A 23,960-nucleotide genomic window follows, 5' to 3' on the forward strand; every position below is an offset into this window, starting at 1 on the left:
GGATGCCCGAGATACCAAATGCAAAAGAGGCCCGCAGTTTTGTACTGCGGGCCTCTTTTGTTCAACCTGGCGGCTGATCAGTCTTTTTTCGCAAGCGCGTCGCGGATTTCCAGCAGAACGTCAAGCTCGCTGGGGCCCTTGGGCTCTTCCGGTGCTGCTTCCTGTTCTTCTTCAGCGGCGTCTTTGATCCGGTTGACCATTTTCACCAGCATGAAAACCACAAAGGCCACGATGAGGAAGTTAATGATCGCCATCACAAACTTGCCCACAGCGAACACCGGCACACCGGCTTCTGTTGCGGCCTCGATGGACGCGAATGTGTCCTCTCCCATCACGTAGAACCAGCCAGAGAAATCGATCCCGCCGGTAAACAGCGCAATGATCGGGTTGATCAGGTCGCCCACCAGCGACGTGACAATCGCGGTAAAGGCCGCGCCGATGATGATACCAACGGCCATGTCCATGACATTGCCCTTGGCAATAAAGTCTTTAAATTCGTTCAGCATTACTGTCCCTCGCACAAGTTGCAGGCCCGCAGTTTGCTGCAGTGCCCCCTGTGCGCGTGTTAACACATTACTGCGCGCTTACGAGACTGTTTTTGCGGGGAAAGGTACCTAGTTTTACCCCATACACACTTTAAAGGAGATACGCCTGTGGCTGATCTGTCCGCTTTCCCGATTAATGACAAATGGCCGGCCAGTGATCCGTCCGTTCTGCAGCTCTATTCTTTTCCGACACCAAACGGTGTCAAAGTCTCTATTGCACTAGAAGAAATGGGCATTCCCTATGAGGCTCATACGGTGACCCTGTCGGATGCGGACGTCAAAAGCCCCGAGTTTCTGTCCCTGAACCCCAACAACAAAATCCCCGCGATCATCGATCCCGATGGCCCCGGCGGAGAACCGCTGAAACTCTTCGAAAGCGGCGCAATCCTGATCTATCTGGCAGAGAAGTCAGGCAAGCTGCTGGGGAAGAATGCTGCTGAAAAAGCGCATATCATTCAATGGGTGATGTTCCAGATGGGCGGCCTTGGCCCGATGCTGGGCCAGCTCGGTTTTTTCTACAAATTCGCCGGATCTCAGTATGAGGATAAGCGACCGCAGGAACGCTATATCAACGAAGCGAAACGCCTCTTAAGCGTTCTTGATGGCGCTCTTGAGGGCAAGGAGTGGATCGCGGGCGATTTCTCTATTGCGGATATCGCGCTTGCCCCCTGGGTTAACGCCCTGGACTTTTATGGTGCCAAAGAAGTTGTGGGCTACGAGAGCTACAAAAACGTCGTGGGTTACCGGGATCGTTTCTACGCCCGTCCGGCCGTCGACAAGGCCAAAAACATCCCACCCCGTACACCGGCCTGAAAACAACAAACGGCGGGCACCAGGCCCGCCGTTTGTTCTTCCTGTCAGAGGTTTTTCAGCCCGGCAGTTTTCCCGTCAGAACGTATTTCAGGATCTCGACAACCTGACGCGGTTCCTCTGCAACAGCGAGTGCCGCCGCATCCACTTCTTTGAGCGGGTGTGCGTGCTCTGGCCCGTGCAGGATAATCAGGGATTTGCCAAGTGCCGAGGCATAGCCTGCATCAAACGCGGCATTCCACTGTTTATATTTCTCGCCAAAGCGCACAACGACCACATCTGCATCGGCAATGCCTTTGCGCGTCCGGATGGCGTTGACCATCGCACCCTTGTGGTCATGCCAGTATTTGTTTTCCTCGGCGCCGAGGATGGCCACACCGCAGTCATCGCTTGCGTCATGGTCCGTCACAGGGCTGTCAAAGCTGACATCTAGGGCTGACGCGCCCTCAATGATCTGTTCGCGCCAGTCTGTGTGGATTTCGCCGGAGAGGTATACTTTGAGTGTCATGTCACTGTCCTTTCAGAGGCCGGAGCGATCAGCTGCGCAGGCTGCCACCGCTGGCTTTGGTCACCTTTTCGACGACCTTTGCGCTTACCGCCTCGATGTCTTTTTCCGTCAGCGTCTGGTCCTTTGGCTGCATCCGGACAGTCAGCGCGAGAGATTTTCTGCCCTCGCCCAGACCGCCTCCGACAAACTCATCGAAAACCCGCACATCCGCGATCAGCGCCTTGTCCGCCCCGAGAGCGGCATTGATCAATGTAAGCGCCTCGACCTCTGTATCCACCACAAAGGCAAAATCACGCTCCACAGCCTGAAGGTCGCTGATCTCAAGTGCAGCGCGCGTGGATCCGGCTTTGCGCGGCATCGGAACTTCGGCAGGCCACAGTGTAAAGGCCATCGCGGGCCCTTTGACGTCCATCGCCTCAAGAACGCGGGGATGGACCTCTCCGAAAACACCAAGTGCTTTTTTGGGCCCCAGACAGATGACACCATGGCGACCAGGGTGCCACCAGCCTGCACCGTTGCGCATGATCTGGACACGGGCAGGCGCGCCGATGGCGGCAAGGATTGCTTCCGCGTCTGCTTTGACGTCAAAGACATCTACAGCACGCGATGAGCCGTGCACGTCTTTGGGTCCGCTGCGGCCGACCAGAAGACCGGAAACCTGCAGTTGCTGCTCCCCTGGCTCACCACCGGTGAAGGCCGGGCCAACCTCGAACAAGGCCATATCCGCAAATCCGCGGGCCTGATTGCGGGCCGCAGCCTGCAGCAGACCCGGCAACAGGTCAGGGCGCATGTGGCTCATGTCCGAACTGATCGGGTTTTCGAGCTGTGTCGCCTGATCACCACCGCCAAAGAGCTTTGCGGAAGAGCCGTCAATAAAGCTGTAGGTGACACATTCATTGTACCCTAGGGCTGCACAGGTGCGGCGGGCAATCGCCTCCCGGCGCTGCATCGGCGACAGGATCGGCTTTGGGACGCCATCCGTCAGGCGCGGCAGGGGGCGCCCCTGCAATTTGGTCAGCGATGCGACCCGGGCGACTTCCTCAACAAGGTCCGCCTCGCCCTGAACGTCAGGTCGCCAGCTGGGCACATGGGCCATATTGCCTTCCAGAATAAACCCCAGCGAGGTCAGCGTCTGGCGTTGCTCGCTTTCGGGGATCTCCATCCCCACCAGCGACTGAACACGCGCGGCATCCAGACTGTAGGCCCTGGAGGTATCCGGAATCTTGCCTGCAACGATCACTTCGGAGGCCTCTCCACCGGCGTGATCAAGGATCATGCGGGTCGCGTGCTCAATCCCATAGGGCGTCCAGGCCGGGTCAATACCCCGTTCAAAACGATACCGTGCATCGGAATTGATTTTCAGACCCCTGCCCGTGTAGGCCGTTCTGACGGGATCGAAGTAAGCGGCTTCCAGAAAAACGTTGACTGTTTCCGCCGTACAGCCCGATGCCAGCCCGCCCATAACGCCGCCAATGCTCTCAACTCCGTTTGCATCAGAAATCAGCGTCATGCCTTCCTCAAAGGTGTATTCCTTTTCATCAAGGCCAACCAGCGTTTCGCCGCCCTTTGCCCGGTGAACCCGCAGCGTGTTACCCGCAATTTTGTCCGCATCAAACACGTGCAGCGGGCGGTTGCGGTCGTAGGTAAAGAAGTTGGTCACATCCACCAGAAAGCTGATGGGCCGCAGACCGATTGCCCGCAGTTTGTCCTGCAGCCACGCCGGGCTGGGCCCGTTCGCCACGCCCCGGATCAGCCGGCCGTAAAACACAGGGCACTGCTCAAGAGTATCCCCTTCGATGGTCACGCTCACCGGACAGGGGAATGCGCCCTCTGTCGCATCGACGTCACGCTGTTTCAGTTTGCCCAGGCCGCGGGCTGCGAGATCACGTGCAATACCCCGCACGCCAAGGGCATCCGGGCGGTTGGGTGTAATGGCAATCTCGATCACCGGGTCGACTTTGGCCGGATCGTTTTCCGCCAGCCAGTCCACAAAAGACTGCCCAACCTCACCAGAAGGCAGTTCAATAATGCCGTCATGCTCGTCGCTGAGTTCCAGCTCGCGCTCGGACGCCATCATGCCAAAACTCTCAACACCGCGGATTTTGCCAACGCCGATGGTTGTATCTATGCCAGGCACATAAACGCCCGGCTTTGCGATAACGACCGTAATCCCCTGACGCGCATTGGGCGCACCACAGATGATCTGCTTCTGCCCCTCATCAGTATCCACCTGACAGACGCGCAGGCGATCTGCATCCGGGTGCTTTTCGGCAGATGCGACATAGCCCAGGGTAAAGTCCTTCAGACGCGCGGCGCGGTCCTCAACCTCCTCAACCTCAAGGCCGAGATCGGTAAGCGCATAGAGGATTTCCTCAAGCGTCGCAGAGGTGTCCAGATGGTCTTTGAGCCAGGAGAGCGTGAATTTCATGAGGTATCCGCCGGGTCTTTAGGGTTCCGCGCTCTGATAGACCAAAGACGGGCGGGGGAAAAGCCATTGCTGCGCCTCAGGGATAGGAGGGAGGCAGTCCGAGCATCTCATCCAGTTGACGTGCGATCCAGCCATGGGGGATGAAATGCCCGCCCGGGTGGATATCCAGGCTGACGTGTCCCCCGGGACAATCCCATGTTGTGCGCCGGAACGTCAGAAAATCGCGTGCCGCCCAGGGGCCCTGATCGGTACCGTCGGCACAGCCATATTTTTCGCGCCACAGGGAAACCGGGTACTCTGTGTCACCGCCCGGGCCGAACGGAAAATCAAGCACCTGATCATTCAGACCATAAACCTGGCGCACCTCAGCGGGGGCTGTCGGGCAGTCTTCGGTTTGCGACAATGTACCTGAAACGGCCAGCAGGGCGGCGATATCTGCGCCATCCTCGCAGACAAAACGCCAGGCCATGTTGCTGCCCCAGGAATAGCCGGAGACATAGATGCGATCATCTGTCACGGGCCAGGTTTTCCTGACCTCTTTCAGAACCGCCCGGGCAAAATCGACATCCGGAGTACCGGGTCGCCAGAAATCCCAGCTGCGCCCCAGACCGTTGGGGGCCACCAACAGAACACCACGCCGCCGGGTCGCTCCGGAAATCCGCTGATGGCGCACAATCAGCGTGCCCTGGCGTTGCCAGCCGTGAAAATGCAAAAGCACAGGCATCGGGGTTTCGCCGTCCCAGCCGTCCGGTGGCAGCACGTGATAACTGCGGCCGCCGATCTCACACGGCGTCTGGCCGGTACAGGCATCTTTCCACGGCCCCATTGCAAACGCTGCGGCGGGCATAACAGACAGGGCGGACAAAAGAGCAGAAAAAAGCTTCATGTTCCGCACTCTAACGCCACACCCGGCACTGTCACCTCACAAGATGCTGATGACTTAAAGACTGCGCAGCCAGTTGCGGATTTCGGTCATGCGCATCTCTGGCTGCATGTCCGCAAAACGGACGCCCAGGCGGGCCGCGGCGTCAGGGTCCTCATCTGCCACGGTCAGATCCGCCGCTTTGTCATCCGGAAAAAGGTCCCAGTCCCGCACACGCGCACCGATGAATTTCAGGCTGTATTCCGGGTGATACTGCATGCCCCAGAACCGCACACCGTCACGCTCATAGACCATCGCCTGCACGGGCGAATGGCTGTTCGCAGCCAGCACAACAGCACCCTGCGGCACTCTGACGACCTCGTCACGATGTACACAGGGCGCGGCATAGCCATCGTTGCGGCCTGCCAGCAGCGGATGGGTGCGGCCCGCGTCAGTCAGGCGGATACCCAGGGCCAGACCGTCCTCGCGACCGTTGGGTGATGGTGCGGTCGCACCGCCCAGAACAGACGCTGCCAGCTGAAACCCGTTGCACGAGCCGAGCGTTGGCACACCTGCCGCAAACACCCGCCGCATCGCTTCTGCCAGCGCCGCCGCAAGGGGATCTTCGGTTGTCCAGTCTACTGCCGAGCCCGTGAAAACAACGCCGTCGAGTTCAGAGAGCAACGGCAAAGCATCGCCGTCATAGGGGGCTGCAATTGCAACATCGCACGCCGGGTCCACGGCCTTCAGTGCTGCGGCATAGCCTTCGCCCGTGGTTTCACCGTATTGCGCGCGTTTCCTTGCGTTGATCTCTCCCGGGTCGTTGTCCACGACCAGAATGCGCTTTGCCAATTCCGGGCTCCCCACGTCTGCTTGCCCAGACTGGCACAGCATATCAGGCGGCACTGGTCAGATTGCGACACTGGTTTACGCGGAAACGATCAGCGGTTCAGACCACCATGCAGGGTCGGCTGGTCCAGGCTGGAGAACCCATAGTGGCGCAGCCAGCGCAGGTCACTGTCAAAGAATGCCCGCAGGTCCGGAACGCCATATTTCAGCATGGCAATGCGGTCGATCCCCATACCAAAGGCAAAGCCCTGCCATTCGTCCGGGTCGATCCCGCCCGCTCTGAGCACCTTGGGGTGCACCATACCGGAGCCAAGGACTTCCATCCAGTCGTCGCCTTCACCAATCCGCAACTGGCCGTCGATCCACGAGCACTGGATGTCGACTTCTGCCGAGGGTTCGGTGAACGGGAAATGCGACGCGCGAAACCGGGTTTTGATCCCCTCAATACCGAAAAAGGCCGAAAAGAACTCTTCCAGCACCCATTTCAGGTTCGCCATCGAGATGTCTTTGTCGATGGCCAGCCCCTCGACCTGATGAAACATCGGTGTGTGGGTCTGATCATAGTCCGCGCGGTACACACCGCCAGGACAGATAATACGCAGCGGCGCGCCGCGTTCCTCCATCGTGCGGATCTGAACCGGAGAGGTGTGTGTTCTGAGAACATGCGGGGGCCGGTTGTCGCCCTCGGCCCGCGCCATGTAAAAGGTGTCCATCTCGGCGCGCGCCGGATGGTGGCCGGGAATATTCAGCGCGTCAAAGTTGTACCAGTCCGTATCAATACGGGGGCCTTCGGCAACGGAAAACCCCATTTCACCAAAGATTGCCGTGACTTCTTCGGTCACCTGGCTGACCGGATGAATGGACCCCTGGCGCGACGCCCGAACGGGCAGTGTCACGTCCAGCCATTCTGTACGGAGCCGTTCATCCAGCGCGGCATCGGCAAGCCCCGCCTTGCGGGCCGCGAGAGCCGAATTGATCTCATTTTTCAGAGCATTCAGCGCAGGACCAGCAGTCTGCCGTTCCTCCGGGGTCATTTTGCCCAGTTCGCGCATCTTCAGGGAGACCTCTCCCTTTTTACCCACGGCCGCGAGGCGGATCGCCTCAAGCGCATTCTCGTCTGCGGCATCCGCAATCTGACCCAGGTATTTCTGCTTGAGATCGTCCATCTCTGCCTCATTCTTCAGTCAGGGCCGGTGCTAGCAGAATAGACACTGAATGCAAGGCGCATGGCATTTTCACAGGTCCGGATGATGCGCAAAGACACGGGCTCAGGATTCGAGGCAGCCCGGAGCGCCTGACACCTCCACAAGGCTGGCTGACATGAATACACCAGAATGCGCTATTTGTGTCAGAAATTTCCAGCGCCCGAAAACCAGCGCTGCTCACCAGCTTAATTCGGCGCGAAACTGACCCAATTTGCGCACAAATACGGACAATAGCGCCAAACAGAAATGCAATTACTTCATTTTCTGGTCTTTACCCCTCAGAGGGTCACGGTATTATTGGTGAGAAGGTATCGGGGAACGGAGACGACGCGGCGCATCCCGTCAACCATCCCGAAAGACCGGTGCGGGGGAACATGAAAAACCACAAGCGTATGCGTATCAGCGATGTGATGCGGTTGACGGGCCTGTCGCGCTCGACCGTTGACCGCGTTCTGAATGACCGGCCCGGTGTGCGCGAAGATACGCGCCAGCAGGTTGAACAGGCAATCTCATCGCTGGGCTATGCGCCAAGCTCGCTGGTACTGCATCAAAAGGCCCGGACCGGACGGATCGAGGTGTTTTTACCCGAAGGCACCAACCCTTTTTTCGCGCATCTGCGCAAGGGCATCGATGCTGCCGCCGAAGCTGCCTCGGACAGAGGGGTTGATCTGCGCATTCGTGGCTTTGACCCCTACAAGCCCGAGACAATAGTGGAAAGCCTGAGCACTGTCAGCAACCAGACCACTGCCGTGATCACCGTTGGCGTCGACAATGCCGAAGCCAGTCTCGCTATCAACAATCTGGCAGACCGGGGTATCCGGGTTGTGACCATTGTATCTGATGTGCCGATGTCGCGACGTTCTGCTTATGTCGGCCAGGATAACTTCGTCGCGGGCAGAACTGCCGGACAGCTGATGGCCAGCCTTGTCGCGCCGGGAAAGGGCCGTGTCGCCGTGCTGATCGGGCATCCGCAGTTTCGCCACCTGCTGGACCGGCAATCGGGATTTCAGCAGGCACTGGCCATCAACCGCCCGGATTTGTCGGTCGAGCCCTGCCACCCCTATGGCGCAGATCCGGCCCAGGCCGCGGCAATCGTGCGAAATCTGATGTCAGACCGCCAGAACCTGCGCGGTGTCTATCTGGCGGGGGGTGGACAGCCCTATCTGATTGATGCCCTGCGGGTAACGCGTGGTGCGCAGCCTGTGGTTATCGGCCACGAGGTTCGGATGCCAGCCGTGCTGCCCTGCGCAATGGCACTTACAGGCTGGTTGTAGCCCATGATGTCGATGAGCTGGGCCGTAAAGCGGTGAACACCGCGCTGGACAGCAAAATTTTTGGCAGCCAGGCCTGCGCTGTGAACATCTTTATCGCCGAGAACCTGCCCGCCGCCTAAAGCGTCGGGCGCAGCACGGAACGCAGAAAACTCTGTGTTCTCGCGACCCGGGGGGCCGAGAATATCTGTTCCGGCGGCCCTTCTTCAACAATCACGCCCCCATCCATGAAACAGACACGGTCCGCCAGCTCCCGCGCAAAACCCATTTCATGCGTGGCCAGCAGCATTGTCATGCCCTCCTCGCGCAACTGGCGCAGCACGGCCAGAACCTCGCCGACCAGCTCAGGATCAAGTGCGGCGGTGATCTCATCAAACAGCATGATCTCGGGGCGCATCGCCAGCGCGCGGATCACCGCAACCCGCTGCTGTTGTCCGCCCGACAGCTGATCGGGATATTTGCGCATATGCTGCGCCAGACCAAACCGCTCAAAGAGCGCTGTGGCTCGCTTCTCCAGGCCCTGCCCCTGCTCGTTCAGCACCCGGCGCGGGGCCAGCAGCACATTCTCCAGCGCCGTCATATGCGGAAACAGGTTGTATGACTGGAACACAATCCCGATGCGCCGCCGCACCGGGCCAAGGTCCAGCCCGGGCTCTGAAATGTCCTGCCCGTCCAGCCACACAGTGCCCTCGTCAATCGGCTCAAGCTGGTTGATACAGCGCAACAGGGTGGATTTGCCGGAGCCGGACGCCCCGATCAGGCAGATCATCTCGCCCGGTGCAACCTCCAGGTCGATACCGCGCAGCACGTGATTGGCGTCAAAAGATTTCTTCACACCGCGCAGCGAGAGCTTAGCTTCTGGCATCGCGGTCCCTGTTCAGCAGATAATCGGCATAGCGCGTCGCGGGCACCGTAACGAGCAGGAAGATAACGGCAGCGACGACATAGGGTGTGAAATTTGCCAGCAGGCTTTTGTAGATACCCGCCTGGCGCAGGATTTCCACTGGGCCGATAAAGGACAAAAGTGCGACATCCTTTTGCAGTGCCACAAGCATGTTCATATTGGCGGGCACCACCCGGCGGATTGCCTGGGGCAGAATGACATAGCGCATGGTGTCGCGTTCGGTCAGGCCAAGGCAGATCGCAGCATTTCGCTGGCTGGCATGCACGCTTTCAATGCCCGAGCGCAGGACTTCCGCCACATAGGCAGAATAGGTCAGTACCAGCGCAACTGTGCCCCAGATATAGGGGCTGTTCCAGGGCCGTGGCAGCCCCAGTCCCGGTACACCAAAGCCGATCAGGTAGATGGTCAGCACCACCGGAACGCCCCGGAAAATATCCACGTAAACCGCACCGAATATCCGCAACGGAAAAAGCGCCGGCGCCCGCGCTCCGCGCGCAAGGGCTATGGCCAGCCCCAGCCCCAGGATCAGCGGCACGGACCAGGCAAAGATCATCACATCAATCAGAAAGGCGCGCAGCAGTGTCGGAAAGGTCTCCGCAAAAACCTGGCCATCGAAAAAGCTCGCCCTGACCGCAGGCCAGCCGGGAGCCAGCGGCACCAGCAGAAAGACAGCAGCCACCACCGCGAGCGTGCTGATACCCGCAACGGTCAGCGACCTGCGCCGCTGTGCCGCTTCATATGCCTGCCTGCGGTTCATCGGATCACCGGATCAGCGGAACACCCGTTGCTTCCTGGAGCCACTCCGCCTCGATCGCGGCCAGACTGCCATCAGCTTTCATTGCACCAAGGGCCGCATCAACGCATTCTTTGAGCGCGGACCCCTCGGGCATCAGCGCACCGAAATGGTCCGGGTTGTCCGTTTCGTCCGCTGGAAACTGGCCCAGTACCTGGCCGCCATCAAGGACCACGGCCGACAGATAGAGAGCCGTCGGCAGATCGAACAGAGCTGCATCAATCTGGCCGGCCTTCATCGCTTCCACCACATTCGCATTATCATCATAGATCAGCGGGTTACTGTCGGGTGCGATGGTCTTGAGGATCACCGGCAGCGCCGTCGTCGAGGCGACAACGCCCCACTTCAGACCCTTGAGCGTGCCCATGTCCGCCGCCAGACCATCCGCGCCCCGCACGAGAACAGCCATCGGGGCGGTGTAGTAGGGTTCAGAGAAATCCACGACCTTGTCGCGCGCCTCGGTGATCGAGAACTGCTGCATATTCAGATCAAAATCCTTTTCGCCGGGCTGGATCGCCTGATCAAAGGACGTCCGGGTCCAGACCACATCAGCGGCCTCAAACCCCATTTCTGCGGCCAGCGCATAAGCAACGGCGGCCTCGAACCCTTTTCCCGCCTCGGGTGCGTCATCCAGCACCCATGGGTAATAAGCAGGGTTCCCGGTCGCGATGGTCAGTTTGCCCCCGGTCAGTGTTTTGCCATCAGAACAGCTCTGGGCGAAAGCGCCACCTGCCAGAAGGGCCGACATCACCCCTGCGGTTACCATTGTTTTCCACATGTTTTTTTCTCCCCGGATAAAATCTGTTGCCTGAATTTATTGCGCCCGGACCGCGCGACCGCAAGCACGAAGCGACATCGTGACTGGCAGGCTCCATCTCTGGCGCAGTCTTCAGCTTTCTTTGGGCGGCATCCGCTCCACCGGACCGCCCTGCTCTTCCCATGTTGAAAACCCTTCTTTCAGATGCGCGGCCTCAAACCCCATGTCCTGCAGCGTTGCCACTGTCAGCGCAGAGCGCCAGCCAGAGGCACAGTGAAACACATATTTTTTACCGCCTGCGAATTCGTCTTTGTAATACGGGCTTTTGGGATCCACCCAGAATTCGATCATCCCGCGCGGGGCGTGAAAGCTGCCGGGGATAAAACCGCTGCGCTGACGTTCGCGCACATCACGGATATCCACGATCAGAACATCTTCGCGCCCGACCATCGCAATCAGGTCCTTTGTCTCGATCTCTTCGATACGGGCGCGGGCATCAGACACCATATCGGCGGACGACTTGATTAGAGCAGCCATGCAGGCAATCCTTTTTCACTGTGCTGGGTCCACTATGCCTGCCGGTCCCGCGAAAAACCATTCCAAACGAAAAAAGCCGCCCCGTTTCCGGAGCGGCCTTGAATACTCATATGCAGAGATCAGGCTGCCAGCGCGTCCTGCGCCTGCTTCACGATCGCGCCGAAAGCGTCGGGCTCGTGTACTGCCAGATCAGCCAGAACCTTACGGTCCACTTCGATGCCTGCCAGGTTCAGACCATTGATAAAGCGGCTGTATGTCAGCGCTTCGTCATGGCTGCGTACGGCAGCGTTGATCCGCTGGATCCACAGTGCGCGAAAATTGCGCTTGCGGTTCTTGCGGTCGCGCGTCGCGTACTGGTTCGCTTTGTCGACGGCCTGGCGTGCGACTTTAAAGGTGCTCTTGCGGCGGCCATAATAGCCTTTCGCTGCCTTGATAACCTTCTTGTGACGGGCGTGGGTGACTGTACCACCTTTAACTCGGGACATATCGGCTCTCCTTAGCGGTCGTAGGGCATAAAGCCCTTGATGATTTTGGCATCGGGTGCGGACAATTCGGTTGTCCCCCGCGCGTTACGGATGAATTTGCGTGTCCGTTTGATCATGCCGTGGCGTTTACCCGCCTGGCCGCCGATGACCTTGCCAGTGGCCGTCACCTTAAAGCGCTTCTTGGCGCTTGATTTCGTCTTCATCTTGGGCATTTCCGTCTCCTCGGTATTGGGTCGGTTTGCACACGACTCGGCATGCCACTTTGGCCGGTCGCGCGGTGGAAGGCTGCTCTATAGGGGGGGAGGGCTGCCAAGGCAAGCCCTGAATCCGCGCCGTTTCCTCAGAAAACGTAGTGATTGAGCACGCGCGAAAAAACCTTGGGGATGCTCTGTACAGTATAGCCCCCCTCGACCGACGCAATTGCGTAGCCGGCGAGGCTGACACCGGCCAGAAGTGCAATCGCACCGACGCGCGGCGGACGCCGCTCTGACAGTGCAGAAACCAGCGACGGCACTGCAAAAACTGTCAGCACCAGCCCTGCGACGAATGCAAGATCCGGGTCCATGTCGTGCGAAAGCTCCCCTTTGCCCCAGGGCAGCTTATTCCGGATCAGTGTTGAAAATCAAACGTTCGTCGCACGGGGCGACACGCAGAATATTCGTGCTGCCCGGGACGTTGAACGGCACACCTGCGGTGACAACGATCATGTCCTCTTTGCCCGCGTAACCCTGACGCGTTGCCGCGCGGGCAGACTGTACGACAGCCATTTTGAACCGGTCCAGCGGATCGACGATCACACAGTTGGTCCCCCAGGACAGGGTCAGGCGACGGGCCGTCCGCGCCATAGAAGTCATGGCGATGATCGGCACACGCGGACGTTCGCGCGCAACCAGCGCTGCCGTTGTCCCGCTTTGTGAGAAACAGCAGATGGCTTTGATATTTGTCGTCTCGGCAATCTCGCGCGCCGCAGAAACGATACCATCCGCGATTGTGCGGCCCTTGGCCTCGCGCGAGGCTTCGATGATCTGACGATACGTCGGGTCCTGCTCCACTTCGGTGGCCACGTTGTTCATGGTCGTCACCGCTTCGATCGGGTAATCACCAGCAGCAGATTCCGCCGACAGCATGACCGCATCTGCACCCTCGTAAATCGCTGTCGCAACATCCGATACCTCGGCACGCGTTGGCACAGGGCTCTCGATCATACTCTCCATCATCTGGGTGGCGACGATCACCGGGCGCGCTGCGGCGCGACACTTGCGCACCAGACGTTTCTGAATGGGTGGCACATTCTGCACCGGCAGTTCCACACCCAGGTCACCACGTGCCACCATGATACCGTCACTCACGGCAAGAATATCGTCAAAATTCCTGACTGCCGCAGGCTTTTCAATCTTGGACAGGATCGCCGCCCGGCCATTTGCCAGGTCAGAGGCCTCGAGCACGTCCTCGGGCCGCTGCACAAAAGACAGCGCCAGCCAGTCCACACCCAGTTCGCAGACAAACTCCAGGTCCTTGCGGTCTTTGTCAGACAGCGCTGCCAGCGGCAGCACCACGTCCGGTACATTCACGCCCTTACGGTTGGAAATCACACCCCCCGCCTTGACAGTGCAATTTGCAAAATCCGGCCCACAGTCGTCCACAGTCAGTCGGATTTTACCGTCATTGACCAGCAGCGTGGCGCCCGGCTCAAGTGCCGCGAAAATCTCCGGGTGCGGCAGGTTCACACGGGTGCTGTCGCCTGGCGTCTCATCCAGGTCCATCCTGAATTTCGCGCCCTCTTCCAGCATCTCACCTTCGTCGCTGGCGAATACGCCAACACGCAGTTTGGGGCCCTGAAGATCGGCCAGAATGCAGATGCTGCCGCCCGTATCTTCTTCGATCTTGCGGATAATGGCATGACGCTCGCGGATTTCCTCGTGGCTGCCGTGGCTCATGTTCAGGCGGAATACATCCGCGCCGGCATCGTGCAGCGCGCGGATCATTTCGTAGCTGTCAGAAGCCGGGCCCAGAGTGGCCACGATTTTTACATTACGGGTGCGTCTCATACCAGCGGTCGTCCTTTTCGTCTGTCCGGTCCGGCCGCAGTTCTGTGCAGCCGTTATCGCTAACGGGTTGTGTGCCTTATGCCGCATCGCGGCGCAGGGCGCAACAGCGCAGAACCTGCACCGCAGGAGGTGACACCATCATGACAAAGGTCCCGCTGCTTGACATGCGCGGAAGCATCCCCACCTTGTCCAGCACAACAGCAAGGAAATCATCATGCCGACGCAGACCGAGATCGAACTTCAGGCCGCCGCATTCCGCAGATTGCAAAAACACCTGATGGAAGACCGAACCGATGTACAGAACATCGACATGATGAACCTCGCAGGTTTCTGCCGCAACTGCCTGTCGCGCTGGTACCAGGAGGCTGCAGCCGAAAAGAACATCGCTCTGTCCAAGGACGAGGCGCGAGAGCTCTTCTACGGCATGACGATGGCTGAATGGAAAGCGAACTATCAGACAGACGCGACCGGCGACCAGAAAGCCGCGTTTGACAAGTCTTTTGCAGAAAACGTCGGCAAAGGCTGATCAGACCGGGGCGGCCGGAACGCGCGCGAATGGAGTTGCGGCCCGGCGCCAGACCGGATGCGCAAGCCGTCTGAATATCTTTAGCGGGCGTTCGAACAGGGCGGCGAAGACGAAACAGACGAGCAGTGTCAGCCCCAGCAGCCAGAGGTCATACCCCGGCAGCGTTTCCGGCAGGGTCGCATCGAGCAGATGAAGCGTGGGATAGTGCATCACATAAAGCGAGAAACTGGCACCGGCGATCCAGCGTATGGTTTGAACAGAACAGCCCTCGCTCCGGATCGTCATCCGGTCAGCAATGTTTTTCACGCCGGACAGATGCAGTGCCACAAAGGCCGCGATAATCGAATTCCACAGGACTTCATCCGAATAGTTCAGCAGCTTATGATGACTGACAGGTGCCAGCGCCTGCGCGGTGAATTCTGAAAGCAGTTCCGGCACACCATTGAGCCTGAGGAGGATCAGGGCACCAACGCTCAGAACCGCGCGCGCCCAGTCACGTGCGGGCAGGGCCGTATCCTCGGCAGGTCTGCGCGATCCATGCCAGACCAGAACGCCCATAAGCCACGCGGGCAGCAGCGCGAGGATCGGGAGACCCACAAGAAGCACGAGCAGCGCCAGCAACACCCAGCGCAGCACCCCGCGCAGGAAGAATGCCACGCCAAACATTATGTAAAATCCAACTTCATAGCTCAGCGACCAGAGTGGTCCGTTCGTCCCCAGCCGAACCCTGTCCCATTGTCCCTGCCACTCATTGGTAAAGGTCAGACCCCGAAGGAACATCTCGGATACCGGTGCCGGGTTATAATAACCTGCAGGATAGGCCTCCATCCTTATGCCGGTCCCAATGGTATCGAAGATGACCGTCAGCACCAGTGCCGGCAGCACGACGGACCAGAGGCGGGTCAGCCGGTTAAATGCAAAACGCTCCAACGTGCCGTCGCGGGTGGCGGCATAGGAGATCACCACACCTGACAATACGAAGAACACGATCACAGAGTCGCTGGCGATATTGATTTCGCGCAGAATGTAATAGTCCCCGCGCGTGAAACGGATATGCGCCATATGGCCAAACAGGACCGCCAGCGCGGCAGCGGCCCGCAGAAAATCCAGCCAGATCGAAAACCCCTGCGACATGACCACGGGCGGCATCGCTGCGCGGCGGGCTGCGCGCTCTGACTGCTGTTGCCTGAAAGCCTGCCATGCCTCGATAAACGGTTTGATCATGGCATCGCGCAGCGTCACATAGGGCTGGGGTACCGGCTTGCCCGTACCATCAGAAACCCCATAGGTGATGTGTTCCATTTTTTCGGGCACATACAATGTGCCGAACATCCAGTCCCAGATGGCGAACATCGAACCGTAATTCTTGTCGTGATGCTCAAGGGCGACAGAATGGTGGACCTGATGTTGTGCCGGCGAGATAAAAATATGTTCCATGACACGGCCATAGCTCAGCCAGATATGACTGTGGCGCAGATTGGCGCCAAGCGCGTTGAACACCACATACATCGCGTTTGCACCGCCCAGCGTGACCAGATCAATTTTGCCGATCAGCGCGTAGAGCAGTACGCCCTGCACGATACCAACAAGCACGCTAATAAACAGATTGCGGATGATCGGTTCGATGGGATGCACCCGCTGCACAGTAAGCGGGGTCAGAACATCAGCAGAGTGATGCACCGCATGAAAGGGCCAGAGCACTTTCCACTCGTGATGAAGCCGGTGCGCCCAGTACTTGCAGAAATCCGACGCCATAACGATCACGATCGTCGCGATCAGACTGCGCCCCCAGGTCACCGGCGGCTGACTGAACCCGCCAGAAAAGCTCTCGGACAACCAGGACAAGACAAAATAGGCTACTGCCGTGGGGAAAAACAGGCTTCCCAGTACGCCGAAAAACGCAATGCAGCGCACCGCGAGAAACAGCTTTATGTCCAGAAGGTTCGAGCGATGCAGATAGATCTTTGCCGGCACCAGCCATGTCAGGAAGGACCCGGGCCGGCCACGCCAGCACCAGACGGCAAACGCCAGTAACACCGTGCAGCAGATGTAAAAGAGCGCGAACCGCTCATTCATGTTGAAAAAGATATTCAGCAGGTACCGAAAGTACCCCAAAACGGTATCCATGGGTGGCACCCCTGAGTGTTCTCAGGCGGCCGGATACACCCGGATTCTGTCAACAATAGGGCTGTTCAGGCGAAAATAGCCAGGATCTCATACCAGTATCGGGGCATCCGCAGTGCCCGGAAAGGTGATTCTGGCTTCAGACCTGCTCTGTAACGCGCTCAGGTGGATGCGCAGGCTCCTGCCGCAACCGTCGCCGTGGCACCGGCGTCAAACGCGGCTGAGCGCGTGTCGGCGCCTTCGGTGACACGCACTGCCGCACCTGTGATCTCGGCGCCGGACACCATGATGCCCCGCGCTTCTGAGGTGTCATCCACATCGATGGTAAAGGCGATCTGACCGCCGGGCTCGAGTGTTCCGACACTCAGCGACAGCGCGCTGTCACCGTCCTGCACCAGCGGCAGCTCCGTCAGAGCTTCCGCCCCTGCAACGAGGTCAAAGGGCTGAAACACCTCCACCCCTGCACCGCTGCCGGTGACGTCAAAGATCAGACCACCGGCTGAACCGGCCATATCCAGCGTAATCGCCGCTGATTTCAGCGCACATGCACCCGTGTTTTCGATCACGAACCGGTCTTTCGGTGCACTTTCGACAAACCGCACGGAGATATCCGCAGCTGCAGTCTGCGCGCTGAGTATGAGGACGGTCAGGGTTGCTTTGTACATGGACTGGTCCTTTGCTGTCTGTCGCAGGACATGGTGCCCGTGCCACCCGCTTCAAGGGCAGATCAGAAAAGGATGAGAATGCGCCATTCCGCGCGCAGCGCCGGCGCGTCCTGCCCGCGGACCTCAACTGTGACGCCCAGCACCAGCATCAGTGACCCGTCGGAACGCTCCTCAAAGTCTGACAGCACAAAGCGCCCGCGGATTTCTGCACCTGCCGGCACAGGCGCTGTAAAACGAATGCGGTCAAAGCCGTAATTCACTGATGCGGTCTGACCCTCAACGCCTGGCACAGCGTCATAGGCAAAGGCCGAGAGCATCGAAAGCGTGAGGAATCCGTGTGCAACGGTGCCATCAAACCCGGCCGCCCGCCCCGCATCCGGGTCCAGGTGAATGCCCTGCCTGTCCTCTGTGACCTCTGCAAATCCGCTGATACGATCCTGACCGACACGGATCCAGTCGGAACAACCGATGTCGCCGCCCGTCAGCGCGCCAAGCGCATGACGCGTCAGGCTGCTACCTTTGCGGATCGGACCAGACAGCGTTCAGACCGCCGCTTTGATGCTTTCCTCAAGGTAAATCTCCCGCAGACGCGGCGCGACACGCCCAGGCACGCCCGCGCCCAGAACAGCATCGTCGATCTGTACCACTGGCATGACGAAAGTGCTGGCCGAAGTGATAAAGGCCTCATCCGCCTCTTTTGCCTCGTCGATGGTAAAGTTGCGTTCTTCGACTTCCATCTGTGCCTCCTGCGCGAACCGCAGGACAGCCGCACGGGTGATCCCATGCAGGATATCGTTGCTCAGGGCACGCGTGATGATCTTATTGCCCCTGACGATATAGGCGTTGTTGCTGGTGCCCTCGGTGACATAGCCATCCTCGATCATCCAGGCGTCGTCGGCACCGGCCTTTTTGGCCATCATCTTACCCATCGACGGATAGAGCAGCTGCACTGTTTTGATATCGCGACGCCCCCAGCGGATGTCCTCGATGCTTATGACCTTCATACCCTTCTGTGCCGCCGGGCTGTTGGCCAGGCCGGGCTTGTTCTGGGTAAAGAGCACAATTGTCGGTGGCGTCGTCTCCGGATCAGGGAACACGAAATCCCGGTCGCCCGGCGCACCGCGCGTGATCTGCAGATAAATCATGCCTTCGTCGATCCCGTTCGCGCGCACCAACTCGCGGTGCACCTCCAGCAGGTCCTCTTTACTGATCGGGCTTTGCATCTCCAGCGCGTCCAGCGACCGTTGCAGCCGCACCGCGTGACCGTCAAAATCGATGAGCTTGCCACCCAGAACCGACGTCACCTCATAGACGCCATCCGCCATCAGAAAGCCACGGTCAAAGATGGAGACTTGCGCCTCATTCTCGGGCATGTAGTCGCCGTTCAGATATACCGTGCGCATCGTTTTCTCCCTGCCATTCGTCCTGCCCGTAAATCAGCTGTCGGGCGCTTTGGTTAACTGGTCGGCCCGTCTGGGCTCTGACCACAGAATTCCATCACATCTAGGGCGGTCAGCCGTCCGGTTGCAAGCAGGTGTTGCAGAACCGCAGCCACAGACTGCGCGTCCCCGCGCGCATCATGGGCAACCCCCGCAGGCGGCAGACCGAAATGCGCACAGATGGTATGGCTGCGCAGGGTCTGAACCCTTTCCACCGGCTCACCTGCACGCACCAGCAATGGCACAGCACTGCGAAACCGCGTCGCCGGGATCGGACTTTGCGTGCCGGTTACAAACAGATGTGCGGCCAGGGTAAGCAGCTCATCCTTGCCCCAGGCCAGCAGCGGCGCACCTTCCGAAAAGTCATCCAGCCGCGCAAGAGCCTCACCCAGATCCAGCCCTTCGGCCTCAATCATTGCCGCACTGATCCCTGTCAGCTGCGTGACCAGCGGGTGCAGCGGCACCAGCTGACCATCACGGTCCACCGGGCGTACGTACCAGCCCACCGGGTCAGAGACGGCAAAGGGTGCAGAGAGGTCCAGCCGCACGGCACCAATCTGAATGGTCAGCGGATCGGGATCATCCGGCCCGCACCAGAACCGCTGCGGCGCGCCGGGCGCTGTCAGAAACTCGCAGTCATAAACAACGACCGTTTCCATCAGCCTATCCCCAAAGCGCCGCATCAGGCGGGTGCACGCCCGCCTCATCGAACAAAAGAGGCGTTTCACGATCCTCGGCCAGCAACAACGGGCCATCGAGATCTGTGACCAGAGCGCCCTGGGCCAGCAAAGTCGCGGGGGCCATCGCAAGGCTGGAGCCGACCATACAACCCACCATCACATCATACCCCAGCGCCAGTCCCTCTGCCCGCAACGCAAGTGCTTCAGTCAGCCCGCCGGTCTTGTCGAGCTTGATGTTGATCACATCGTATTTGCCCTTCAAACCGGGCAGGCTTGCGCGGTCATGACAGCTCTCATCAGCACAGACCGGCACCGGCCGCTCCATGCCAATGAGCGCTTCATCTTCGCCTGCGGGCAGCGGCTGTTCCACGAGGCTCACGCCCAGACGGACAAGGTGCGGCGCCAGATCCGCATAGACGGCAGCACTCCAGCCCTCATTGGCATCAATAATAATCTTTGCCTCAGGTGCCCCGGCCCGCACAGCCTCCAGCCTTGGCATATCATCGGGTGTACCCAGCTTGATCTTCAAAAGCGGGCGAAAGGCATTCTCGGCAGCCTGCGCTCGCATTTTCTCCGGCGAATCCAGCGACAGCGTATAGGCCGTGATCTCAGGGCCGGGTGCGGGCAGACCGGCAAGGTCCCAGACCCGTTTTCCCGCCCGTTTCGCTTCCAGATCCCACAAGGCACAGTCAACCGCATTGCGGGCCGCCCCTGCGGGCAGAAGATCGAAGAGATCAGAGCGCGTAAACGCCTCCGGCAGCCCTTCAATCTCGGCCGTCACACTGTCCAGCGTCTCGTCATACCGCGCGTAAGGAACACATTCGCCTACACCGGTTACGCCCCCGTCGCTGATCCGGACCGTCAGCACCTTTGCCTCGGTCCGTGATCCCCGGCTGATGGTAAAAACCTGCGCCAGCCGGAATACGTCGCGTGTTACTTCAATCTGCATCGCTGCTCTCTTCTGGCCATAAATATCCCCGCCGGAGGCATCATACCGCCGCGCAGCGGCTTTTACATCTCCAGCAGTGCATCCACCAGCTTACCGGCACCAAACCGGAAGGGGTCAGTCGCCGGCAGGTTCATCCGGTCCTCAATCTCCTGCAGACAGGCTTTGGCCGCGGCTTCATCCAGCGCCTTGGTGTTTACCGAAACGCCGGTCACCTGACAGGCCGGGTTGGCGACACGGGCAATCGGCAGCGCTGTGTCCCGCAGCTGCTCCAGGCTCGGCAGGCTGAATTGCGGCAGGCCCCGCATGTGCGTCCGCGTGGGTTCGTGGCAAAGCACCAGCGCATCCGGCTGCCCGCCGTGAATAAGCGCCATGGTCACACCGGAATAAGACACGTGGAACAGGCTGCCCTGGCCCTCAATGTGGTCCCAGTGATCCGCGTCATTGTCCGGTGTCAGATACTCAACCGCACCGGCCATAAAGTCCGCGATCACAGCATCAAGCGGCACGCCTTTGCCGGTGATCAGAATACCCGTCTGGCCGGTCGCGCGGAAATCGGACTTCAGGCCGCGTTTGACCATTTCGGCGTCCATCGACATCGCGGTGTACATTTTCCCGCAGGAACAATCAGTCCCGATCGCCAGCACACGTTTGCCGGTGCGTTTCTGTCCGTTGGCAATCGGATAGGCAACGGACGGCACACGCACATCATGCAGGGTCATGCCGTTGACCTTGGCCGCCGCCTGCAGCTCGTCTTCGTTGCGCAGCAGGTTGTGCAGACCAGCGGCCAGGTCATAACCCATCTGCAGCGCTTTAACCAAAACCACTTTCCATTCGTCCGAGATCACACCACCCCGGTTGGCCACGCCGATCACCAGCGTTTTTGCGCCGGCCTTCAGGCCCTCTTCCAGTGTCATGTCCGTCAGGCCCATATCCGCGCCACAGCCCGGCAGCCGGAACTGGCCGACAGCGTTTTCCGGACGCCAGTCCCGGATGCCCTGGGCGACCTTGGCCGCCAGCTGGTCAGGCGCGTCTCCAAGGAACAAAAGGTAAGGTGTCTGGATCATGATTTAGCCTCCGTCAGATTTGCCGCAATTTCACCCAAACAGGCCGCAAAGACTTCGTGAAAACAGCGACATTAACGGCTTATGCGCAATTTTCTTCGAACAATTCTCCGGATTGATGAATTTTTCAGCGCCCGCATACCTCAGGCAACGCCGACTGAATTGCTGCGGATGCAAAATGCACTTGCAGCATACTGCGCAATTTAATACCAACCACAGCAACGCAATCGCAATTTTATTACCCAAGGGATCCGCATGAGCTTCCGCATCCAACCGACTCCTCCTGCCCGTCCAAACCGCTGCCAGCTTTTCGGCCCGGGCTCGCGTCCGGCAATCTTTGAGAAAATGGCCGCGTCAGCGGCCGACGTGATCAACCTGGATCTGGAGGACAGCGTTGCCCCCACCGACAAAGACAGCGCACGGAAAAACATAATCGCTGCGATTTCGGACATCGACTGGGGCAGTAAAACCCTTTCTGTTCGGATCAACGGCCTGGACACGCCGTGGTGGTACCGCGACGTCGTGGACCTGCTCGAACAGGCCGGAGACCGCCTCGACCAGATCATGATCCCCAAGGTCGGATGCGCGGCAGATGTCTATGCGGTTGATGCCCTGGTCACCGCAATCGAAACCGCGAAAGGACGCAGCAAAAAAATCACTTTCGAGGTCATTATCGAATCCGCCGCCGGCATTGCACATGTCGGGGAAATCGCTGCCAGTTCCCCGCGCCTTGCAGCCATGAGCCTCGGCGCAGCAGATTTCGCGGCCTCCATGGGCATGGCAACCACCGGCATCGGAGGCACCCAGGAAAACTATTATATGATCCGCGAAGGCCAGAAACACTGGTCAGACCCCTGGCACTGGGCTCAGGCCGCCATCGTTGCAGCCTGCCGCACCCATGGCGTGCTGCCGGTAGACGGGCCTTTTGGTGATTTCTCTGACGACGACGGCTTCCGCGCCCAGGCAAGGCGCTCTGCCACTCTGGGGATGGTCGGAAAATGGGCAATCCATCCCAAACAGGTTGCGATTGCCAATGAAGTCTTCACCCCCTCACAGGAAGCCGTGACCGAGGCCCGTGAAATTCTGGCGGCAATGGAACAGGCCAAGGCCAACGGCGAAGGTGCGACAGTCTACAAAGGCCGTCTCGTTGACATTGCCTCGATCAAACAGGCCGAGGTCATCGTGCGCCAGTCCGAAATGATCTCTGGCTGACGCAACTTTGATTTGGCAGGTACAGGATCACGTGTCTCAATAGGGCAGACCCATGAAAAGGACTGCCCGATGCGCCTTACCGCTGCCCTGACTGCCATATTTCTGAGCCTCTCAACCGCCCTGGCCGGTGACATTGCGCTACGCGATGGCTGGGTCGTCATCGAAACCGGCCAGACTCATGCAGACCTGCTGAAAAACCTGCGGGCAGCCGTCAAAGCACACAAAATGGGCGTGGTGACCCAGGCCGGCCCCACCGCCACAGCCCGCAAAAGGGGGATCACCATTCCCGAAAACCGTGTTGTGGGTGTCTTTAACAATGATTTTGCCGTGCGCGTACTGGCGGCCTCCACCGCCGCGATGATCGAGGCCCCGATCCGCTTTTACGTGACAGAGGAAACAGACGGCACAGCCACCCTGTCCTGGAAAACACCGGGCTTCGTCTTCGCACCCTACTTCGACGAAGGCGGCGCAGAGCTGCGCGCTCTCGCTGCCGAACTGGATGAAAAATTCGCAGCCATCGGCCAGACAGCAACACAATAGCCGGTTTCTTCTGGCCTGAAATATCCCCGCCGGAGGCATAAAATCTGACAGCGCGACCGTGCTTGCAAATCCTGCGGCGGCGGCAGACAAAGTCCCGGACATGATCCGGAACCACCGCCATGACCACTGACATCCTTCTTGCCCTGGCCACCTTTGCCTTTGTCAGCTCGGCAACCCCCGGGCCCAATAACCTGATGCTGATGGCTTCCGGGGCCAACTACGGCTTTCTGCGCTCTGTGCCGCATATGCTGGGCATCTCGGTCGGCTTTGCCGTTATGATCATCCTGGTGGGTGCGGGACTGATGCAGATTTTTGATGCCTTTCCGATCAGCTTCACGATACTCCGGGTGCTGGCAGTCATCTATATGACCTGGCTGGCCTGGAAAATTGCAACAGCGGCTCCCGTTGCCGACCAGACGGTCACGGGCCGCCCTATGACATTCCTGCAGGCCGCGGCTTTTCAATGGGTCAACCCCAAGGCCTGGGCAATGGCCCTGACGGCGCTGACAGTTTATGCGCCGGATGCTGCGCTTGCATCTTTTGTCACTGTCGCCCTTGTGTTCTGCCTGGTGAACCTGCCTGCAATTACTCTGTGGACAGTCCTGGGCCAGCAGGTGGCACGCCTGCTCACCAGCCCGACACGCCTGCGCATCTTTAACCGCATCATGGCCGCCCTGCTGCTTGCGTCTCTCTGGCCGGTGCTGCGTCCGGGCTGAGGCCGTTGCATTGCCCGTGAATGCCCGCCATATAACAGGGGTCTGA

The 23,960-nt window shown here is 59.4% G+C and carries 27 protein-coding genes; 6 read left to right on the plus strand and 21 right to left on the minus strand.

Annotated elements, in window-relative coordinates:
• Positions 1-77 precede the first annotated feature (77 nt).
• Positions 78-506 (minus strand): large conductance mechanosensitive channel protein MscL, encoded by a 429-nt coding sequence (mscL, locus tag Q1A34_RS06845; protein WP_300032406.1) that lies wholly within the window; start codon positions 504-506, stop codon positions 78-80.
• A 147-nt stretch (positions 507-653) separates the two neighbouring features.
• Between mscL and Q1A34_RS06850 the strand changes: the two genes are divergently transcribed.
• On the plus strand, positions 654-1,358 hold the full coding sequence (locus Q1A34_RS06850) for a glutathione S-transferase N-terminal domain-containing protein (protein ID WP_300032408.1): 705 nt from the start codon (positions 654-656) through the stop codon (positions 1,356-1,358).
• A 55-nt stretch (positions 1,359-1,413) separates the two neighbouring features.
• Here Q1A34_RS06850 and Q1A34_RS06855 read toward each other — a convergent pair whose 3' ends face one another.
• The 5 genes from Q1A34_RS06855 to pheS all read right to left on the minus strand — a co-directional run bounded on the left by Q1A34_RS06855 (position 1,414) and on the right by pheS (position 7,168).
• Positions 1,414-1,863: a YtoQ family protein gene (locus tag Q1A34_RS06855; RefSeq protein WP_300032410.1), complete on the minus strand. Its 450-nt coding sequence runs from the start codon at positions 1,861-1,863 to the stop codon at positions 1,414-1,416.
• 28 nt (positions 1,864-1,891) lie between these two features.
• On the minus strand, positions 1,892-4,291 hold the full coding sequence (gene pheT / locus Q1A34_RS06860; RefSeq protein WP_300032412.1) for a phenylalanine--tRNA ligase subunit beta: 2,400 nt from the start codon (positions 4,289-4,291) through the stop codon (positions 1,892-1,894).
• A 76-nt stretch (positions 4,292-4,367) separates the two neighbouring features.
• Positions 4,368-5,177, minus strand: coding sequence for a polyhydroxybutyrate depolymerase (locus tag Q1A34_RS06865; RefSeq protein WP_300032414.1), 810 nt, complete (start codon positions 5,175-5,177; stop codon positions 4,368-4,370).
• A 54-nt stretch (positions 5,178-5,231) separates the two neighbouring features.
• Positions 5,232-6,005 (minus strand): type 1 glutamine amidotransferase, encoded by a 774-nt coding sequence (locus Q1A34_RS06870; RefSeq protein ID WP_300032416.1) that lies wholly within the window; start codon positions 6,003-6,005, stop codon positions 5,232-5,234.
• An 89-nt stretch (positions 6,006-6,094) separates the two neighbouring features.
• On the minus strand, positions 6,095-7,168 hold the full coding sequence (pheS, locus tag Q1A34_RS06875) for a phenylalanine--tRNA ligase subunit alpha (RefSeq protein ID WP_300032418.1): 1,074 nt from the start codon (positions 7,166-7,168) through the stop codon (positions 6,095-6,097).
• A gap of 413 nt (positions 7,169-7,581) precedes the next feature.
• Here pheS and Q1A34_RS06880 point away from each other — a divergent pair, with 413 nt between their 5' ends.
• Complete coding sequence (locus tag Q1A34_RS06880; protein WP_300032420.1) at positions 7,582-8,481, plus strand: LacI family DNA-binding transcriptional regulator; 900 nt, start codon at positions 7,582-7,584, stop codon at positions 8,479-8,481.
• Between the two features lie 115 nt (positions 8,482-8,596).
• Here Q1A34_RS06880 and Q1A34_RS06885 read toward each other — a convergent pair whose 3' ends face one another.
• From Q1A34_RS06885 to pyk, 8 genes are all read right to left on the minus strand, one after another.
• Entirely contained in the window at positions 8,597-9,343 is a 747-nt protein-coding gene (locus tag Q1A34_RS06885) for an amino acid ABC transporter ATP-binding protein (protein ID WP_300032422.1), read from the minus strand.
• Entirely contained in the window at positions 9,330-10,139 is an 810-nt protein-coding gene (locus tag Q1A34_RS06890; RefSeq protein ID WP_300032424.1) for an amino acid ABC transporter permease, read from the minus strand. Before Q1A34_RS06890 ends, Q1A34_RS06885 begins: the two co-directional genes overlap by 14 nt.
• Positions 10,140-10,143: 4 nt before the next feature.
• Positions 10,144-10,953, minus strand: a complete 810-nt coding sequence (locus tag Q1A34_RS06895) for an ABC transporter substrate-binding protein (RefSeq protein WP_300032426.1) — start codon at positions 10,951-10,953, stop codon at positions 10,144-10,146.
• A 111-nt stretch (positions 10,954-11,064) separates the two neighbouring features.
• Positions 11,065-11,469 (minus strand): rhodanese-like domain-containing protein, encoded by a 405-nt coding sequence (locus tag Q1A34_RS06900; protein ID WP_300032428.1) that lies wholly within the window; start codon positions 11,467-11,469, stop codon positions 11,065-11,067.
• A gap of 119 nt (positions 11,470-11,588) precedes the next feature.
• Complete coding sequence (gene rplT, locus Q1A34_RS06905) at positions 11,589-11,954, minus strand: 50S ribosomal protein L20 (RefSeq protein WP_219504822.1); 366 nt, start codon at positions 11,952-11,954, stop codon at positions 11,589-11,591.
• 11 nt (positions 11,955-11,965) lie between these two features.
• On the minus strand, positions 11,966-12,166 hold the full coding sequence (rpmI, locus tag Q1A34_RS06910; protein WP_300032430.1) for a 50S ribosomal protein L35: 201 nt from the start codon (positions 12,164-12,166) through the stop codon (positions 11,966-11,968).
• Positions 12,167-12,294: 128 nt separating this feature from the next.
• Positions 12,295-12,519 carry a hypothetical protein gene (locus tag Q1A34_RS06915; RefSeq protein ID WP_300032432.1) on the minus strand — a complete coding sequence of 75 codons (225 nt, stop codon included), beginning with the start codon at positions 12,517-12,519 and terminating at the stop codon, positions 12,295-12,297.
• A 34-nt stretch (positions 12,520-12,553) separates the two neighbouring features.
• Positions 12,554-14,002 (minus strand): pyruvate kinase, encoded by a 1,449-nt coding sequence (gene pyk / locus Q1A34_RS06920; protein WP_300032434.1) that lies wholly within the window; start codon positions 14,000-14,002, stop codon positions 12,554-12,556.
• A gap of 214 nt (positions 14,003-14,216) precedes the next feature.
• Here pyk and Q1A34_RS06925 point away from each other — a divergent pair, with 214 nt between their 5' ends.
• Positions 14,217-14,528 carry a DUF1244 domain-containing protein gene (locus Q1A34_RS06925; protein ID WP_300032436.1) on the plus strand — a complete coding sequence of 104 codons (312 nt, stop codon included), beginning with the start codon at positions 14,217-14,219 and terminating at the stop codon, positions 14,526-14,528.
• Here the strand turns inward: Q1A34_RS06925 and Q1A34_RS06930 are convergent, their stop codons facing one another.
• The 7 genes from Q1A34_RS06930 to dgcN all read right to left on the minus strand — a co-directional run bounded on the left by Q1A34_RS06930 (position 14,529) and on the right by dgcN (position 21,449).
• A complete protein-coding gene (locus Q1A34_RS06930; RefSeq protein WP_300032438.1) occupies positions 14,529-16,655 on the minus strand; it encodes a sterol desaturase family protein in 2,127 nt (708 codons plus the stop codon). It lies immediately after the preceding gene.
• Positions 16,656-16,813: 158 nt separating this feature from the next.
• A complete protein-coding gene (locus tag Q1A34_RS06935; RefSeq protein WP_300032440.1) occupies positions 16,814-17,317 on the minus strand; it encodes an aggregation factor core in 504 nt (167 codons plus the stop codon).
• Positions 17,318-17,379: 62 nt separating this feature from the next.
• A complete protein-coding gene (locus tag Q1A34_RS06940) occupies positions 17,380-17,856 on the minus strand; it encodes a MaoC family dehydratase (protein ID WP_366942829.1) in 477 nt (158 codons plus the stop codon).
• 3 nt (positions 17,857-17,859) lie between these two features.
• Positions 17,860-18,720, minus strand: a complete 861-nt coding sequence (locus Q1A34_RS06945) for a D-amino-acid transaminase (RefSeq protein ID WP_300032442.1) — start codon at positions 18,718-18,720, stop codon at positions 17,860-17,862.
• Between the two features lie 53 nt (positions 18,721-18,773).
• Positions 18,774-19,415 (minus strand): exonuclease, encoded by a 642-nt coding sequence (locus Q1A34_RS06950; protein WP_300032443.1) that lies wholly within the window; start codon positions 19,413-19,415, stop codon positions 18,774-18,776.
• A 4-nt stretch (positions 19,416-19,419) separates the two neighbouring features.
• Complete coding sequence (gene dgcA / locus Q1A34_RS06955) at positions 19,420-20,385, minus strand: N-acetyl-D-Glu racemase DgcA (protein WP_300032444.1); 966 nt, start codon at positions 20,383-20,385, stop codon at positions 19,420-19,422.
• A 62-nt stretch (positions 20,386-20,447) separates the two neighbouring features.
• Positions 20,448-21,449, minus strand: coding sequence for an N-acetyltransferase DgcN (gene dgcN, locus Q1A34_RS06960; protein ID WP_300032446.1), 1,002 nt, complete (start codon positions 21,447-21,449; stop codon positions 20,448-20,450).
• Positions 21,450-21,701: 252 nt separating this feature from the next.
• On the opposite strand from dgcN, the gene Q1A34_RS06965 reads away from it, so the two are divergent.
• The 3 genes from Q1A34_RS06965 to Q1A34_RS06975 all read left to right on the plus strand — a co-directional run bounded on the left by Q1A34_RS06965 (position 21,702) and on the right by Q1A34_RS06975 (position 23,914).
• Positions 21,702-22,658, plus strand: a complete 957-nt coding sequence (locus tag Q1A34_RS06965; RefSeq protein WP_300032448.1) for an L-malyl-CoA/beta-methylmalyl-CoA lyase — start codon at positions 21,702-21,704, stop codon at positions 22,656-22,658.
• A gap of 69 nt (positions 22,659-22,727) precedes the next feature.
• Positions 22,728-23,198: a DUF302 domain-containing protein gene (locus Q1A34_RS06970; RefSeq protein WP_300032450.1), complete on the plus strand. Its 471-nt coding sequence runs from the start codon at positions 22,728-22,730 to the stop codon at positions 23,196-23,198.
• A gap of 119 nt (positions 23,199-23,317) precedes the next feature.
• The gene (locus tag Q1A34_RS06975) at positions 23,318-23,914 is read left to right on the plus strand and encodes a LysE family translocator (RefSeq protein ID WP_300032452.1); all 597 of its coding nucleotides are present in this window, start codon (positions 23,318-23,320) and stop codon (positions 23,912-23,914) included.
• Positions 23,915-23,960: the final 46 nt, after the last annotated feature.

Source organism: uncultured Roseobacter sp., assembly GCF_947491795.1.
GTDB lineage: Bacteria > Pseudomonadota > Alphaproteobacteria > Rhodobacterales > Rhodobacteraceae > Roseobacter.